The sequence below is a fragment of the Bacillus sp. FSL K6-6540 genome, from assembly GCF_038007545.1.
Window position 1 is genome coordinate 5,688,917 of sequence record NZ_JBBOXH010000001.1, and the last position, 15,475, is coordinate 5,704,391.

The 15,475-nt window shown below is 52.9% G+C and carries 16 protein-coding genes; 7 read left to right on the forward strand and 9 right to left on the reverse strand.

What is annotated here, in order from left to right:
• Positions 1-19: 19 nt before the first annotated feature.
• On the reverse strand, positions 20-781 hold the full coding sequence (locus tag MHH82_RS25250; protein WP_340968382.1) for an SDR family NAD(P)-dependent oxidoreductase: 762 nt from the start codon (positions 779-781) through the stop codon (positions 20-22).
• 206 nt (positions 782-987) lie between these two features.
• Between MHH82_RS25250 and MHH82_RS25255 the strand changes: the two genes are divergently transcribed.
• Positions 988-2,100: a DUF3626 domain-containing protein gene (locus MHH82_RS25255; RefSeq protein ID WP_340968383.1), complete on the forward strand. Its 1,113-nt coding sequence runs from the start codon at positions 988-990 to the stop codon at positions 2,098-2,100.
• Between the two features lie 135 nt (positions 2,101-2,235).
• Positions 2,236-3,093 carry an AraC family transcriptional regulator gene (locus MHH82_RS25260; RefSeq protein WP_015737041.1) on the forward strand — a complete coding sequence of 286 codons (858 nt, stop codon included), beginning with the start codon at positions 2,236-2,238 and terminating at the stop codon, positions 3,091-3,093.
• A gap of 81 nt (positions 3,094-3,174) precedes the next feature.
• Here the strand turns inward: MHH82_RS25260 and MHH82_RS25265 are convergent, their stop codons facing one another.
• Positions 3,175-4,587 carry a sodium/glutamate symporter gene (locus MHH82_RS25265; RefSeq protein ID WP_340968387.1) on the reverse strand — a complete coding sequence of 471 codons (1,413 nt, stop codon included), beginning with the start codon at positions 4,585-4,587 and terminating at the stop codon, positions 3,175-3,177.
• Between the two features lie 239 nt (positions 4,588-4,826).
• A complete protein-coding gene (locus MHH82_RS25270; RefSeq protein WP_096776358.1) occupies positions 4,827-5,321 on the reverse strand; it encodes a GyrI-like domain-containing protein in 495 nt (164 codons plus the stop codon).
• Positions 5,322-5,416: 95 nt separating this feature from the next.
• Between MHH82_RS25270 and MHH82_RS25275 the strand changes: the two genes are divergently transcribed.
• On the forward strand, positions 5,417-6,109 hold the full coding sequence (locus MHH82_RS25275) for a GyrI-like domain-containing protein (RefSeq protein ID WP_015737044.1): 693 nt from the start codon (positions 5,417-5,419) through the stop codon (positions 6,107-6,109).
• A gap of 114 nt (positions 6,110-6,223) precedes the next feature.
• Here the strand turns inward: MHH82_RS25275 and fabV are convergent, their stop codons facing one another.
• Both fabV and MHH82_RS25285 read right to left on the reverse strand, forming a co-directional pair.
• Positions 6,224-7,414 (reverse strand): enoyl-ACP reductase FabV, encoded by a 1,191-nt coding sequence (fabV, locus tag MHH82_RS25280; protein WP_015737045.1) that lies wholly within the window; start codon positions 7,412-7,414, stop codon positions 6,224-6,226.
• Positions 7,415-7,634: 220 nt separating this feature from the next.
• Positions 7,635-8,384: an SDR family NAD(P)-dependent oxidoreductase gene (locus MHH82_RS25285; protein ID WP_015737046.1), complete on the reverse strand. Its 750-nt coding sequence runs from the start codon at positions 8,382-8,384 to the stop codon at positions 7,635-7,637.
• A 144-nt stretch (positions 8,385-8,528) separates the two neighbouring features.
• Here MHH82_RS25285 and MHH82_RS25290 point away from each other — a divergent pair, with 144 nt between their 5' ends.
• A complete protein-coding gene (locus MHH82_RS25290; protein ID WP_340968391.1) occupies positions 8,529-9,428 on the forward strand; it encodes a LysR family transcriptional regulator in 900 nt (299 codons plus the stop codon).
• Between the two features lie 114 nt (positions 9,429-9,542).
• Here the strand turns inward: MHH82_RS25290 and MHH82_RS25295 are convergent, their stop codons facing one another.
• Positions 9,543-10,295 (reverse strand): exodeoxyribonuclease III, encoded by a 753-nt coding sequence (locus MHH82_RS25295; RefSeq protein WP_015737048.1) that lies wholly within the window; start codon positions 10,293-10,295, stop codon positions 9,543-9,545.
• A 250-nt stretch (positions 10,296-10,545) separates the two neighbouring features.
• On the opposite strand from MHH82_RS25295, the gene MHH82_RS25300 reads away from it, so the two are divergent.
• Positions 10,546-10,689, forward strand: a complete 144-nt coding sequence (locus MHH82_RS25300) for a hypothetical protein (protein WP_009595787.1) — start codon at positions 10,546-10,548, stop codon at positions 10,687-10,689.
• 151 nt (positions 10,690-10,840) lie between these two features.
• Here MHH82_RS25300 and MHH82_RS25305 read toward each other — a convergent pair whose 3' ends face one another.
• The 3 genes from MHH82_RS25305 to MHH82_RS25315 all read right to left on the reverse strand — a co-directional run bounded on the left by MHH82_RS25305 (position 10,841) and on the right by MHH82_RS25315 (position 13,177).
• Positions 10,841-11,215 carry a VOC family protein gene (locus MHH82_RS25305; protein WP_015737049.1) on the reverse strand — a complete coding sequence of 125 codons (375 nt, stop codon included), beginning with the start codon at positions 11,213-11,215 and terminating at the stop codon, positions 10,841-10,843.
• Positions 11,216-11,303: 88 nt separating this feature from the next.
• Positions 11,304-12,008, reverse strand: a complete 705-nt coding sequence (locus MHH82_RS25310) for an RNA polymerase sigma factor (protein WP_015737050.1) — start codon at positions 12,006-12,008, stop codon at positions 11,304-11,306.
• 152 nt (positions 12,009-12,160) lie between these two features.
• Complete coding sequence (locus MHH82_RS25315; RefSeq protein WP_251498172.1) at positions 12,161-13,177, reverse strand: iron-hydroxamate ABC transporter substrate-binding protein; 1,017 nt, start codon at positions 13,175-13,177, stop codon at positions 12,161-12,163.
• 151 nt (positions 13,178-13,328) lie between these two features.
• Between MHH82_RS25315 and MHH82_RS25320 the strand changes: the two genes are divergently transcribed.
• Together MHH82_RS25320 and MHH82_RS25325 are read left to right on the forward strand one after the other, a co-directional pair.
• Complete coding sequence (locus MHH82_RS25320) at positions 13,329-14,369, forward strand: FecCD family ABC transporter permease (protein ID WP_015737052.1); 1,041 nt, start codon at positions 13,329-13,331, stop codon at positions 14,367-14,369.
• A 2-nt stretch (positions 14,370-14,371) separates the two neighbouring features.
• Positions 14,372-15,376: a FecCD family ABC transporter permease gene (locus MHH82_RS25325; RefSeq protein WP_340968396.1), complete on the forward strand. Its 1,005-nt coding sequence runs from the start codon at positions 14,372-14,374 to the stop codon at positions 15,374-15,376.
• The last annotated feature ends 99 nt before the right edge of the window (positions 15,377-15,475 follow it).

The following is a 15,475-nucleotide window of genomic DNA, read 5'->3' on the forward strand; positions in this document are numbered from 1 at the left end:
CAGGCTTATTCCGTCATTCCTATTGTGCCGTCCAGCCGCCATCCACAAGCAGCAAGGTGCCCGTAACGAGGTCGGATGCCGGTGATGCCAAATAGATAACGGCGCCGGCCACATCGCCTATGGTGCCGATCCGGCCTGCCGGGATCCGTGCCAATACGCCGTCCCGGAACTCGGGAGAGTCCAATCTCTCGGCCGTTCCCGGCGTGTGGATGAAGGTGGGACCGACCGCATTGATGTTGACGCCCCGGCTGGACCACTCCAGCGCCAGCACCTTCGTCAGCTGGTTAACGCCGCCCTTGGAGGCGCAATAGGCAGCGCCTTCGGTAATCCCGACGATGCTGACCTGCGAGCTGACGTTGATGATTTTTCCATAGCCTTGCTCCAGCATAAGGCGGCCGGCAGCCTGACAGCAGAAAAATACGCCCTTCAAATTAACGTCCATCATCTCGTCCCAATAATCTTCCGTAATGTCTTCAGCGAGCATGCCCTCTCCTAAACCCGCGTTATTGACCACGATATCCAGCCGGCCAAAGTCCTCGGCTACCTGTCCAAATATGGATCGGATCTGCTCCACATTGCGCACATCCAGCTCATAGGCCTTGGCCTGGCCTCCCGCCCGGGAGATCTCCTCAACCAATCGATCCAGCGACGCTTTGCTTCGTGCCATGACGGCAACCTTGGCGCCTGCCGCTGCGAGCGCTTGGGCTAATCCGTAACCGATGCCTTTGCTGGCACCCGTCACGATTGCGATTTTATCCTGAATGCTGAAATTGGGCTGCATAGGGTAAACCTCCATCACCTTGGATTCGTTTATGTAGTTACATTAAAGCATGACGTCTTGCCCTCGGGCAATCATTTCGGATGTTCTCTTCGTCCACCACTCCTGAAACACGAAATCCGCATCCATAGAGGAATCTACGCATCGGGGATAGAAGTGAGAAATATCGTATCGTTGTATTTTAGTATGAAGGTATGGAGGTTCCAACAATGAGCGAACGGTTAACCGAAGCGCAGCAACAAGCGATTCTTCATGTCGAATCGTTAGCGGCGAGCGCACGGAAGAGCACCTCGGCCATGACGGAGCATATTTTACGAAAACATGGAAAAGAATCCGTGACGATGCGCCGACAGTTAAAGCTCATCGAAAAGCATGCCCGGGTCACGTTGAATTTCCATCCGGATCGGATACTGCCTACAGGCCGCTCCGTTATCGAATCTCTCCTGACGGAAGGCGTATATCATAACCAGTTCATCACGAGCGTGACCAACGGAAGCCGTACGGCCTACCCGGGCGGCGACCGCGACCAATGGGAACGGCTCCTGTTTGGCGGAGCCTACCAGCAGCCCGGCGTTCGCCATGACGAGCGGCCGAAGTACGGCGCACTCAATCTCATGAATTATGCTGACGGGGGGTCTCCCCGCTTCGGTTCTTGTTTTCTGGTGCTGTCCCCGGGCATATTGAAGCGCAGCACCTTTACATTCGGTGACAGTCACGCAGGTCCCGAGTTTGTAGGCACCATCCGTCAGTGGGATTCGATTCTCGCAGCGCTCTTGCAGCAAGTGGAATCCACCGGCTCGGCCTTGGGTACGCCGAATGTAAATATTCCAGCTATGCTGGAGCGGCTGATTCATCTTCCTTCATCGCATACCGGTCCGGAAGGACCGGTGGGCCGCTCCTTGGACGATTATATAGAAGCACAGATCCATGGTCCCATCGACTTGTCCAGCGATGCGGAGGCCCTGGTTGCCGATCCGTCCTACAAGCATACCCCGATCGGCCGCCAGCTCCATGCGCTGTGTGAGCGATATCATCTTGCCCTGTCCTGGCATCCGGGGTTCCGTCTTGCCGTACAGGATGTCCCCGATGACTTCCGGGGACCCGCCATGCCGCCGCTGGCCAAGCGGATCGACCAGAGGTACGCAGGCTCGAAAGGCGTCCTGGATGCGGCCATCATCGGAAAAGCGGCTGCTCACCTGGAGGATGATCCAAGCCATTGGAGCGATTGGGGATCCTATGAAGAAACTTTTCAGCATCTCAAACAGCTGTGGCATGTGCTCGTAAAATATGGACATCCGAATCCGAATGCCGCAGACCGCTAAGCGGCGTATGCATCTCAGCGTTTCAAATGGAATGCCCGCCCGCGGAATAGCATGGCTAGCGAAAACTGTACAGAAACGGCTAGGCCTATCCGCTGCAGCATCTTATATATTGATCTTAGAAAGGATGATGACCGGATGGATTGGGTCCAGCGGATGAATGAAGCCATCGGCTATATAGAAGCGAACATAACCGAAGAGATCGATTACGCTGAAGCGGCGAAGGTCGCCTGCTGCTCCGCATACCATTTTCAACGCATGTTTCCGTTCATTACGGATGTCACGCTCTCCGAATACATACGGAGACGGAGATTGACGCTGGCCGCTTACGAGCTGCAAAACAGCGACATCAAGGTCATCGACCTTGCACTTAAATACGGCTATGATTCCCCGGAGGCGTTCGCGCGTGCATTCCAGAACATGCACGGCACAACGCCGACGGCCGCTCGCCAAGCCGGTACCAAGCTGAAGGCCTATCCCCGCATCTCCTTTCAATTCTCCATGCGAGGGGCTGCCGAAATGAATTACAGAATCGAAGAAATGAAGGCATTTTCCGTTGTCGGTTTCAAGAAGCAAGTAAGCACGCAGCGCGCCTATGAAGAGGTTCCTTTTCTCTGGAAAGACGCCCATGCGGAAGGCATCTTCGACAAGCTGTGGAACTATCGTGCGCATGAGCACCCCATCCGGGGAATTCTCGGGGTTTGTGCAGACGGCGACTACGGGAAGAACGAGTATTTCGACTACATCATGTCCGTCGTATCGACGCATAATCCTCCGGAACCGATGGTGTTGCGACATTTCCCTGCCGCTGCATGGGCGGTATTCGAACTGGAAGGAGATCCGAAGGGCATTGCGGAGATGTGGAAACGTCTTTACACCGAGTGGATTCCGTCCCATGCCTACGATCTTGCGCCGCTGCCTGCAATCGAATGCTATCTTCCCCCGGACGAGTATAAGAACGAATTATGGATTCCTGTTATTCGAAAGACCCAATAAGTTTTCTGTTGAAGGCATGTTTTGGGGCTCACCGCATCAAAAGTCATAAATCACGGCCGACTATGGTGCAGTGAGTCCCCATCATGTTTTCCTGCCGAAATGAAACAGCCCCAGCGCCAACCATCCCGCCGTTAACAATGCCGTGCCGATGAGTACCGGATAAGGCCCAAATTGATAAATCAAGGGCACCGAGAGTGCCGTAAACAAGCCGCCGCCCAAGATTGGCTCAAACAGCAGCTGCTTATAGCCAAAACTTTCGACAGAATGGGTACGGTTGTCTCCATCCACGATTCTCAGCATCAGAAGCCCTGTGGCCGTCATGCCAAGCGACTGTCCCAGATCGGCCATCCCCCGTTCGAACCAATGCTTCGGAATCATGCGGGGCGCGAGAATCATGAAGGTAAACACACTCCATCCAAGCCCAACCGCCGCAAGCATAAGAAACGGGACGAGGTTATCCCCAATTACGGACAGGGACAGCGTGCCCAGCGCACTGACGATTAGAAGATCCAGCGCCAAGCCTTGAATCCGTACGATAAGCCCACGGCTGATCAAGTAACTCTTTCCCATTCGCCCCAGTACGATTTGAATCAGTACGCTGCCGAGCATCGCAAACGTAAACAACGGGACATACGTCATAAATTCCATGTCCGTATTCCGCCCCCACGTCCATTTTTCAAGCAGAATGAATCCTTCAAGCACAACGTATCCAATCAGAATGGAAGCGGCAATCAACCCGATGTGCAGGGTCAGCGGCTCAATGGATTCAGGCTTTGTCGTCAGCTTGCCCGCAGATCCCTGCTCTTTCTCTGCAACCATTCCCTTCAGCTCCTCAGACGGCATGTCACCCGGCGTCTCAATATGCTCAGTCTTATTGTTTCTGGCACCCCAGTTAATCAGGAAGATGCAGATGATGACACCGCTCAGCATGCTGACCGTTGCAAGTCCAAGGGCGAGATCCGTCCCCTCCTCGAAACCGACTTGTTCAAACGTACCGGCAAGCCCGGCTGCGGTTCCGTGTCCGCCTTCAAAGGAGATCTCAATTAAAGCGCCGGCTTCGGGCGGCATGTCAAAAAACGGGACAAGCAAAAGCACCGCCAGCAGAAGGCCGAGAACATACTGCCCCCAGGACATCATCTGCCCGAAAGTAAGCTGCGGTCCGGCAATCTCCCATATTTTCTTCACCCCGGGGATCTCTTTGCCCAAAAACAGGCTTGCAAAAATAACGCTGATCAGTAGCTCCGGCAGCGCTCCCCATACTTCCAGCGTAAAATCGGGAAACAGCCCTTGTGCCAGGGCAGCATCCTCAAATCCGATATAGCGGACCAGACTTCCAAGCACTTCCTCGCCAAGCAGCAATGCCAGCAGTCCAGCGATGATCGAGGCGGGAATAAACCACCTCTGAAAAGGCCTAATCCGTGTTCTCACCCATTTTCCTATCAATAATGCAAGACAGATCAACAGCAAACTCATACCGATTTGTTCAGCAGACATCCCAGGCATTCCTCCTCGTCGTCGTTGTCATGTAAGGGGAAGGTGCTTTGAATCGTTTACTCTATACTGATTAACGCGTTCTGCAGGCAGATAAACAAGATATCCTCATACGCATCAAGATCAATATATAAAAAACCGCTCTTCATCAGAGCGGTTTGCAGCTTTTCGCATAAGTTTAAGTTTGTATATAAGGCTAGAAAGCCCGTCCTTGTTGCCTGCGGTGTTCCTGCCAGATCCGGCTATTCGGTTTGAACGGGAATCATGATCATAAACTCAGGGTCATCCGTGTACGGGTCTTGACTCATCGGATACTGTTCAAAATGCGTTAAATGATCCGGATTGTATTCCGAGTAGCCTTGTTCCGCAATCCAGGCATAGATATTGTTGTAAGATTGGTCGATGCTCTGCCCTTTGCGATGGGAACAAGCGGCATAGGTTAACGCGGGAACGGATATCGTAACCATCCCTTCCGGTACTTCCTCAATCCGCTCCACTTCGACGACCGCATAATGGATGAATCCGTCACCGCCGGGAGCCGCGTGGTAAGATAACCCGAGCAGGGTGTCCGCATGGATTGCGTGAGGAATCTCCGCGAGCCGCTCTTGCAGCGTCCGCTGCACCGCGCGGATTCCGCCCGCACCTGCCTCGGCAAATGTGCCCTCCCACTTCAATCCAACCGCCTGAAATGCCGGCTTTCTCGTAACCGCTGCTTCATTTCGTTGATCGATGTTCATCGGTAAATACTCCTTTATCCTCTTTTTAGTTTCATTATATACTTGAACTATGCCAGAAACTGTCACAGTATAAAAAATACCCAAGGAGCAGATTTATGCCCAAAACCGAACGGATCCTTAACGTCATGCAGCGAGTGTATGAACGGCAAAACTTCACCGTCGGCGAGTTGGCCGAGGAATTCTCGGTCTCGTATCGTACGATGCTCCGCTATCTTCATGAACTGTCTCGTTTAGGCGTTCCCCTATACGCCAATGAAGGAAAGAATGGCGGCTATTCCATCCTGACTTCTCGGCAGAAGCGGGAACGATCCGAGCAGACGAACGAGACCATTCAGCGGATCATCAAACCGCGGACGCTGATCGTCGGCCTGGAGATGAAGCTCCCCTTCACGGCCTATTACATGTCTCAGGCCCTCAAGCCCAGGCTGTGGCATGAGCTTCAAAACCGGATGGAGGAGATTCCCTATATCCGCCATAAAACGACGAACCCCTTGTTTATTGCTGCTGTTTTGAATCGGCAGCCGATCTATCATTATGTAGCAGGGTTCGAGGTCAGCACGATCCGTGATATGCCGGAGCGGATGGTGAGTTTAACCCTGCCAACGCAGGAGTATGCGATGTACACCCATGAGGGTCATTCCGAACGGGAGGATACCGACCAGTCCTATTCCTATGTTCTTCAGCTGCTGAAACAACGCGGACTTATGCCGAACCCCGAACACTACAGCTTGGAGCTGAGAACCTCGGTGCATGCCTCGAAGACCCAGATCTACATCCCTATAACCTGAATCAGGGAATTTTATTCCGGGAAATGGTACGCTGCGGATGCGCATATTCAGGTTTACCCCTTGGCGATATAAAAAAGCGAGCCCGGATCCTTTCCGGAGCTCGCCTTTGCTCAATTAAATGGCTTTCGGATTGTCGACCACGGGATTTACATCCGCATCATAATCCACGCCGTCGGTTTCAAAGCCGAACAGCTGGAAGAACTCGCGGCGGTAACCGGCAAGGTCGGTCAATTCTTCGATATTTTCACTGGTCACTTTGCTCCACAATTCGGCTACTTCGGCCTGCACGTCCTCTCGAAGCTCCCAATCGTCGATACGGATACGGCCCTTCTCGTCGACCGGCGTTTCTTGCCCGTTATAGAGACGATCGGAGAACAGACGGTAAATCTGCTCAATGCAGCCCTCGTGCAGCCCCTTTTCCTTCATGACTTTGTACAGCGCCGATACGTACAGCGGCACGACCGGAATCGCCGAGCTGGATTGAGTCACTAACGCTTTGCTCACCGTAACGTAAGCGCGTCCGCCTCCGGTGGCAAGCTTCTCGTTCAGTTTCAGCGCCGTGGCCTCCAGGTGATCCTTGGCTTGTCCGATGGATCCATCCCGATAAATGGCTTTGGTAATCTCGGAGCCGATATAGGAGAACGCAATCGTGGTCACGTCAGGAGCCAATACGCCGCCTTCCGCCAGTTCGTTCATCCACAATTCCCAATCGTCGCCGCCCATGACCTCAACGGTGTTCTTCACTTCCTCTTCCGTTGCCGGTTCAATCGTAACCTCCGTCACTTCACCGGTGTGGAAGTTAACCGTTTTGTTGGTATACGCCGGTCCGATCGGCTTCAATACCGAGCTGACCGTCTCGCCTGTTTCAGGGAGCGTGCGGCGAGCCGACGCAACGCTGTAGACCACGAGATCGACCTGGCCCAGCTCTTTGCGGATCAGCTCAACCGTTTTGGCTTTCGTCTCCTGTGTGAAGGCATCTCCCGTCACGCTGTACGATTTCAAGCCGGCGGCATCCGCTGCCTTCTCGAAAGCGGCCGAATTGTACCAGCCCGCGGATGCGGTCCGTTTCTCGGTGGCCTGGCTTGGACGATACACGCCCACGGTATTCGCCCGGGCGCCGAATGCGGCAGCTATTCTGGCCGACAAGCCATACCCCGTGGATGCGCCGATGACCAGCACATTGCGCGGCCCTTCGATTCCAGGCTGCTTCAGTACATAATCGATCTGCTCCTGCACTTGGGCTTCGCAGCCTACAGGATGGGATGTCGTGCAAATAAATCCGCGTGTTCTAGGTTTAATGATCATATTTATATACCTCTCTTTTCGTATCCGTCGTTTCATACCTTGTATGGTCTGCCAAGTTCCCCTCTATTTTAACTGTTTTTTGCGGAGAGAGGAAATTTTTTGACGGGAAAATCAAGAAAACCTCCCTTTGGTGTGACGGAGGCTTCAGCCTGCATTCCTTCCAAAGAGAGGTTCTTTATGTTTAATGCGCTATATCTGCTACCATAAAACACCAAACGGATTATTTGAATGAAGCATAGCCCTGGTCGGCCATGACCACGCTGCCCGTAATCGCAGCCGCTTCGTCCAGCGACACGAGATACACGGTATCGGCGACCACTTCGGGCTGCGTCAATTCTCCGCCCATGACTTTGGCTCTCATGGAATCCAGCATGCCGGAATCTTTATAACCCTGGATGATCGGTGTATCGACGGCTCCAGGAGCAACAGCCACGACACGAATGCCGTATGGCGCCAGTTCAAGCGCGGCGGATTTGCTCATCATGATGACGGCACCCTTTGTCGCATGGTAAGCAAATGTTCCCGGCGAAGCCAAGAAGCCGAATACGGAAGCCGTGTTGATGATAACGCCTTTAATGCCCAGTTCTTTCATTTTTCTGCCTGCCGCGATGATACCGTAGGCAACCCCATGCTGATTCACGTTAATCGTGCGATGGTAAAGATCCATATTTTGTTCAAGGACCGGCCCGGCGCCGCCAATGCCGGCATTGTTGTGCATGACGTCGATTCGGCCGTAGAGCTCAACCGCTTTATCCACAAGCGCCTCGACGCTTTCTTGTTTGGAAACGTCGACTTGAACGAATGAAGCTTCACCGCCTTCTGCTTTGATCATATCGACGGTCTCTTGCCCGGCAGTTTCATTAAAATCGGCAACGACGACACGATCGCCTTTTCTTGCGAATTTAAGGGAAACCTGACGGCCGATTCCGCTCGCTCCACCGGTAATTACCGCTACACGTTGTTCTGACATTATCAATGACCTCCTAGGGTAAAATAGCGTTATGATTTGAACATTGTGTGTCCATGTCCTTGTGTTCATTGTAATGCCGGGTTATATTTAAGTAAATTTAAACATAATTAATGTTACTTAAATTTAAATTAAGGATGAAGTCATATGAATCTCGAACAATTGGAATATATCGTGGAGACGGCCAAGACAGGATCGTTAACCAAGGCAGCCCAGAATTGCAACGTCACCCTTTCCGCGGTGAGCCAAGCCGTGTCCAGCCTGGAAGCCGAGTTCGGTTTTTCTTTGTTCACCCGTTCGCGGCTTGGTGCCGTACCTACAGCCGAAGGTCAGCGGATCCTGCAGAAGGCTTATGCCATTTTGGAGCAATTTCAGGAGCTGAAGGCAGAGGCTGAAGGCTATTCTAATTTGCTTGGCGGGTCATTGCGGATTGCTACCGTACCGGTGCCTTTAACGCTGTCCATCGATGCCATTATCCGGTTCAAAAAAGACTTTCCGCAAATCAAACTCGACATCACGGAGAAAGCGACGCTCGATATTATTGAGGATATCAAGCAGAATCACGCGGATATCGGTCTGATCTTCGTCGATGAATCCATCATTCATCAGCATCGCGGCCTGCATTTCGGGAAGCTCCTCGAGAGCAAATTCGTAGTGGGGGTCAGCCGCCAATCCCCTCTCGCCATGCGGCAATCGATCACGCCCGAAGAGCTCCGAGAATATCCCTTGGTATTGTATAAGGATGACAATCTGTTCAAGCTGATGGATGTATTCCAGGAGCAGTACGGGGACATGGATGTGTTATTCTCCACCAACCAGACGAGGGTCATACAGAAGCTCGTCGAAGAGAATGTGGCGGTTACGGTAGGGGTCGACTTGTCCTTCGCCAGCTTCGCTTCCGTTCCTTCGGGAAACATCGTGACGCTGGAGCTGGAGATGCCCCCCGGCCTCGCCGCTTCCTCCTTCGGGTGGGTACAGCCCGGAACCCACCACCTGTCGAAGCCGGCATCGATCTTTCTGGACAAGCTGAAGCATCAGATTGGATAAGGGGCTTAGGTTCGCCGAATGAAAAGCCAACCGGCAAATAGGGTCGTGGCATTATACCAGTCTCCCCGTTCGCCGGTTGGCTTTTTTAACAAGATCCGTATTTATGTTAATGAATTACTCAAGCGTCAAACTCACAGGGCAATGATCGCTTCCGAGCACATGGCAGTCGATCTCGGCATCCTTCAGCTTCTCGGCTAAACGGGCAGACGTCAGGAAATAATCGATGCGCCAGCCGATATTCCGCTCCCTCACCTTGGCCATATAGGACCACCAGCTGTATACGTCCGTACGGTCGGGGTAGAAGTGGCGGAAGGAATCGATAAAGCCCGCTGCCAGCAGATCGGTCATTTTGCCGCGCTCCTCCAGCGTGAAGCCGGAATTCCCATGATTGGATTTGGCATTTTTCAGGTCGATTTCCTGGTGCGCCACATTCAAGTCCCCGCATACGATCACGGGTTTGCGTTCGTCGAGCTGAAGCAGGTAAGTGCGGAACCGTTCCTCCCACTCCAGCCGATAATCCAGCCGGCTCAGGTCGCGTTTCGCGTTCGGCGTGTATACGTTCACGAGATAGAAGCCCTCAAACTCCAGCGTGATCACTCTGCCCTCGGGCTCGCTGTCTTCCTCCAGACCATAGCGAACGGACAATGGGGCGATTCTCGTAAATACCGCCGTTCCCGAGTATCCCTTCTTCTCCGCATAGTTCCAATACTGCTGATATTCCGGACCCAGATCGAGCTCGATCTGTCCCGCTTGCAGTTTCGTTTCCTGCACGCAAAATATATCGGCATCCGCCTCATTAAAATAATCCATAAAGCCTTTCGTAACGCAGGCCCGCAATCCGTTGACGTTCCATGATACTAGCTTCATATCGTAACCTCCGTGGTATCCATATCGTTTTGCGCGTTGAATCTATGAATCTTCTAAATTCTATAATGGTATCATGTCACGGGTGGAACGAACAAGAAGCTTCGCCCCTTTCATCATAACTTCATGAAACGATAAGATGAGGCCTTGCGTGCATAATCCCGCCCCAAATCAGGAACAACATAAACGTAAACGGAGTGCGGTCATTTCGCACCCAATCGATGAGAATCCCACGAAAGGAGGAGTGCAGCAAATGACTGGCAGAAACAGCAAGCCTAAGAACGACGGCCCTTCCAGCAGCCCTGAACGTTTGGATCAATACGGGGACAAGCTGGCTTCCGAGAACGAAGAGGAGTTCACCTCCGCGGCCGAAGAGCATTGTCGGGATCAGGAATAATGGAATTGATACGGCTGTCGATGCCCATTCGATAATCACCGCAGCAAAAACACCCATCCATGCCAAGGCAATGAGATGGGTGTTTTTCCTATTCGATCATCTGGACGAACAAAATGCTCGTCGGTTATAACCATTCTGCTCCTCGCCGTCGCTACTCCGTCACCCCGCAGCGGTTGCCGTCCGGATCTGTCAGGGAAAATCCTTTGAACCCGCCAAAATCCTCAATTTCAGTCACGTCGGCTCCCTTGGCAACCAGTCGTTGATGGATTTCACTCACATTCGTGGTATGCAGGTTGAAATATTGCCCCACGCCATAATCATTCTTGGGAAATTCCGGCTGCTTCACCTGATAGGAACGCACGAGGCAAAAGGATACCTTCTCATCGTTCATTCGCATGACAACCGCATTCGGTTCATCCGTGTGAATCACTTCAAAACCGAGCATTTCCGTATACCAGGCCGTCGAACGCTTTAGATCACTCACCGGCACGAAAATGCCAACGCCGTACAATAGGGATTTTATCAAAAAATCTTCCTCCTCTTTGATTTGCTTATATAGCTTCCAACACACAAGAAACGATATTTCGAGCTAAAACCAAACAGGGTCCAAATTTTTATTCCGTAAGTTTCCACACGTTTCCATCCGGATCTTCCATATAAAATGCAAGGACTCCGCCAACCCGGCTCAATTTGCTTATTCTGATGCGCAGCTTGGTCAGTTGAAGGTACGAAGTACAAATCGCTTGGGGATCTCTTCTTCGAAAAGCTATCACAAGCGCATCCATATCCAGTGCTGCGGCTGTACCCGCTGGGTCTCTCTCCTGTGGCTTAGGTTCATCGCCTGTTTGCTGTATGCGATGCAGCTTCTTCAGCCTGGCTCGCGCACGTCCGAGCGACACCTGAACCGTCCCTTCGGACATGGAGAGAAATTCGGCCGTCTCCCTGGCCGTGAAATCCAATACGTCCATAAGCAGCAAAATCACCATCGCACGTGGCGATAACCGGTCAGCTAAAACCTCCAAAAGCTCCCTGGTGGATAAGCCGTCATCTTCGGCCGCCCTATCTCCTAACACATTCTCGGAAACCCTCATCCCGGGCTTATCCTTCCTCAGTCGGTCCTTCCACGCGTTGCTTGCGATGCGAAACAAATAGGCATTGGACAGATGTTTTCCAGGGTCGGTTTCAACGGCCCGTATCACCTTCATCATGACATCCTGCAGCAGATCCTCCGCTTCCCATGGATCCCCCGAGATTCGCATGCAGTATCGGTGCAGCTTGGTCTGGATGTTGGATAAGTCCGGCATATACTTCGGCATCATGATTCCCACCTCGCTAACTAGTTCTGTGAGTGCCCGTGTTTTCCTGCTCAAGGTTTGCAAGTTATCTTAGCGCATATTCTTATCCATATCCATACCAAAAAACCGCCTCCCGACATTTCGGAAGACGGCTGCTTTGTTTAATCTGACAACGTTTATTTCACCAAACTCTCCAGCACGTCATCAATGATCTGGCTGTTGGCAATCGTACCGGTATAAAGCCAGCTTGTATCTTTTCCATATTCATAGATGTTGCCGTTCTTGACGGCCGGAATATTCGCCCAGAGCGGATCCTGAAGCACTTCGGCGCCTTCGCCGTCGCTGTTAATAAAGAACAGATGATCCGCGTCGAGTTCAGCCAATTTCTCCAGGGAAATGGAGGACCAGTTGCCGGTAGCCGATGCCGAGATTTCCTTCACCACGCCCGGTACGGTAAGTCCCAAGTCGCCGTACATAACGGCGCCGCTGGACAGCGTCTCGCTGACAACGAACAATTTGCCGCCGACAAGCCATATAGCCGCAGCGGATTCACCGCCGATCGCCTGTTGGATTTGATCCCTGGCATCCTTGGCCTTCTGCTCGTAACGATCAAGCGCCGCTTGAGCTTCCTCCTCCATGCCAAAGATTTCGCCCACTTTCTTCAGCTCTTCGCGCCAATCGTTATTGACTTCGTTGCCGATGACGTAGGTAGGAGCAATCTTGCTGTACTGGCTGTATTTATTGCCTTCTACCATAGAAGCGGAGTCCATGATCAACAGGTCCGGCTTAAAGCTTGCTACCGCTTCAAAAGGAAGATCATGCTCAATGGTCGGCACGTCTTTTAACGCATCCTGCAGGTAATCCTGGACGCTTCCGCCCTTGACCGACCACTGCGCGATCGGGGTAATGCCCAATGCCACCAGGTTATCCTCCAAGTAAGAAGCGATCACCCGTTTCGGCTCAGCCGGAATTTTCACTTCATGGCCCATGGCGTCCGTCAACGTTCGTTCCGTCTTCGCTTCCGTGCTTCCTTCCTCCGGCTTGGCTTCGGTGCCGCCGTTCTGCTCGCTTGGCGTTGGCGTCCCCGTCGGCTCGTTACCGGCTGCGTCCTTGCTGTTACCGCAAGCTGCAAGCAGCGTTAAAGCCGCCAGCAGTCCTGCGATAATCCATATTTTTTTCTTGAAAAGACTCATCTTTCGTTTCCCCCTATGTATATTTTTTTGGCGCAATCACTAGCATTCTACGCATGAAGTGATATAATAACACTAACCATGATAATGAAATTCATTCTCATTTACAATACGTTATTTCAATATTTTTATCAACATAAAGGTTTAGGTGAACATGCAGGCAAATCATCCCAATCACAAAACAACCGCAAAATCCATTTACCGTCCCAAAACAGCGGCGGCCGTCATTCTCCTGGGGCTTGGTCTGCTGGCTGCCGCGATGGCATCTTCGATTATCTATGGCGCGTCGAACATTAAACTGTCCACCATATGGGAGGCGTTTGTCCGCTTCGATGCCGATTCCACTCCGCACCAGATTATCCAGAGACTTCGAATGCCAAGGGCCTTGGCGGCTGCGCTGATCGGCGGTTCATTGGCCGTATCGGGAGCCATCATGCAGGGCATGACAAGGAATGCGCTCGCCTCCCCTTCCATTATGGGCGTCACCGCCGGTGCCTCCTTCATGATGTCGATCGGGTTTGCCTTTATGGAGTCGCCATCCATTACTGCGCTCATGCTGTTATCTTTTGCAGGCGCCGGCCTGGGGGCTGGGCTTGTGCTGCTGATCGGCTCGTTATCCAAACGGGGATTGACGCCTGTCAAGCTGGCCTTGGCCGGGTCAGCCGTTACCGCGCTGCTTAGCTCGATATCCTCGGCCATTGCCATCCGCTTTAACGTTGCCAAGGATATCAGCTTCTGGTATGCCGGTGGCGTGTCGGGCGTGCAATGGGTGAACGTGAAACTTCTGATCCCCGTCGCCATCGTCGGGCTGCTGATTGCGCTGGCGCTCAGCCGATCCATTACCGTCATGAGCCTGGGCGAGGAAGTCGCTACCGGGCTTGGCCAAAAAACGGGAACCGTCAAGTTCCTGGGCACGCTCGTTGTGCTGCTGCTGACAGGCGCAGCGGTGGCTGTAGGCGGAACGATCGGATTCGTGGGGCTTGTCATCCCGCATATCGTCCGCTTCATCGTCGGACCCGACTATCGGCTGATCATCCCTTGCTCCGCCGTCATGGGAGCACTTCTGCTGGTGTTTGCCGATGTGGGTGCGCGGATGATCAATCCTCCGTTTGAGACGCCGGTCGGCGCAATTACGGCGATGATCGGCGTTCCCTTCTTCCTCTATCTTGCACGGCGCGAAGGGAGAGGGCTGTAACGATGAATACAACGAGAAAAATCATCTCCGTCTCCTTGATTCTGCTGCTGGCTATCATTGCCGTATTCCTGGTCAGCCTGAATATGGGAACGATGAAAATCCCGTTGGCCGAAGTGGTCAAAGCGTTCAACGGGACAGGTTCCGAACAGAATTATACCGTCCTGATGCACTTTCGCCTGCCCCGCATGGTCATTGCCATCCTGATCGGTGCGGGAATCGCCGTCTCCGGCGCCATACTGCAAAGCGTTTCGCGAAACGCGCTGGCAGACCCGGGCATTCTGGGCATCAACTCCGGGGCAGGATTGGCCGTCGTACTGTATATTTTTTATTTTCAAGGAAGCTCGTTCAGTTCCGGCATATGGTCCGTCTATATCATGCCTTTTGCCGCGCTAGTCGGTGCATTTCTTGCCGCCTTCCTCATCTATTCGCTGGCCTGGAAGCAAGGCGTCACGCCGATCCGGCTGGTGCTTGTGGGGATCGGCATCAACGCGGCCTTCGGGGCGCTGATTATCGTATTCCAGCTGATGATGGACCCTAACAATTTCATGCAGGCCACCATCTGGCTGTCCGGCAGCATCTGGGGGGCAAGCTGGGAGTATGTCGTTTCGATCCTTCCGTGGATCCTGTTCCTGGTTCCTTGGGCCGTATATAAATCGCAAAATTTGAATGTGCTTAACCTCGGAGACCACACGGCAGCGGGGCTTGGGGTTACGGTCGAGCGCGAGCGAAGAACGCTGCTGTTCATCTCCGTTGCCCTGGCGGGCGCCTGCGTCGCCGTTGGCGGCGGCATCGCATTCCTCGGACTCGTAGCGCCGCATTTGGCACGCAAGCTGGTGGGGCCCCGTCATCAGGGAATGCTGCCTGTCTCCGCGCTTCTCGGCTCACTGGTGCTGCTTGTGGCCGATATGATCGGCAAGAACCTGATGGCCCCTTCCGAAATCCCGGTCGGCTTGGTCGTTTCCTGTCTCGGGGCGCCTTACTTTATCTATTTGCTGATCAAGGATTAAATTGAAATGGTTTAACAAAAAAGACGGCGATCGCCTTCCTGTCCATGCAGGAGGAAATCGCCGTTCTTTTGTATCATGCGTCAGAGCTTGAATATTAAA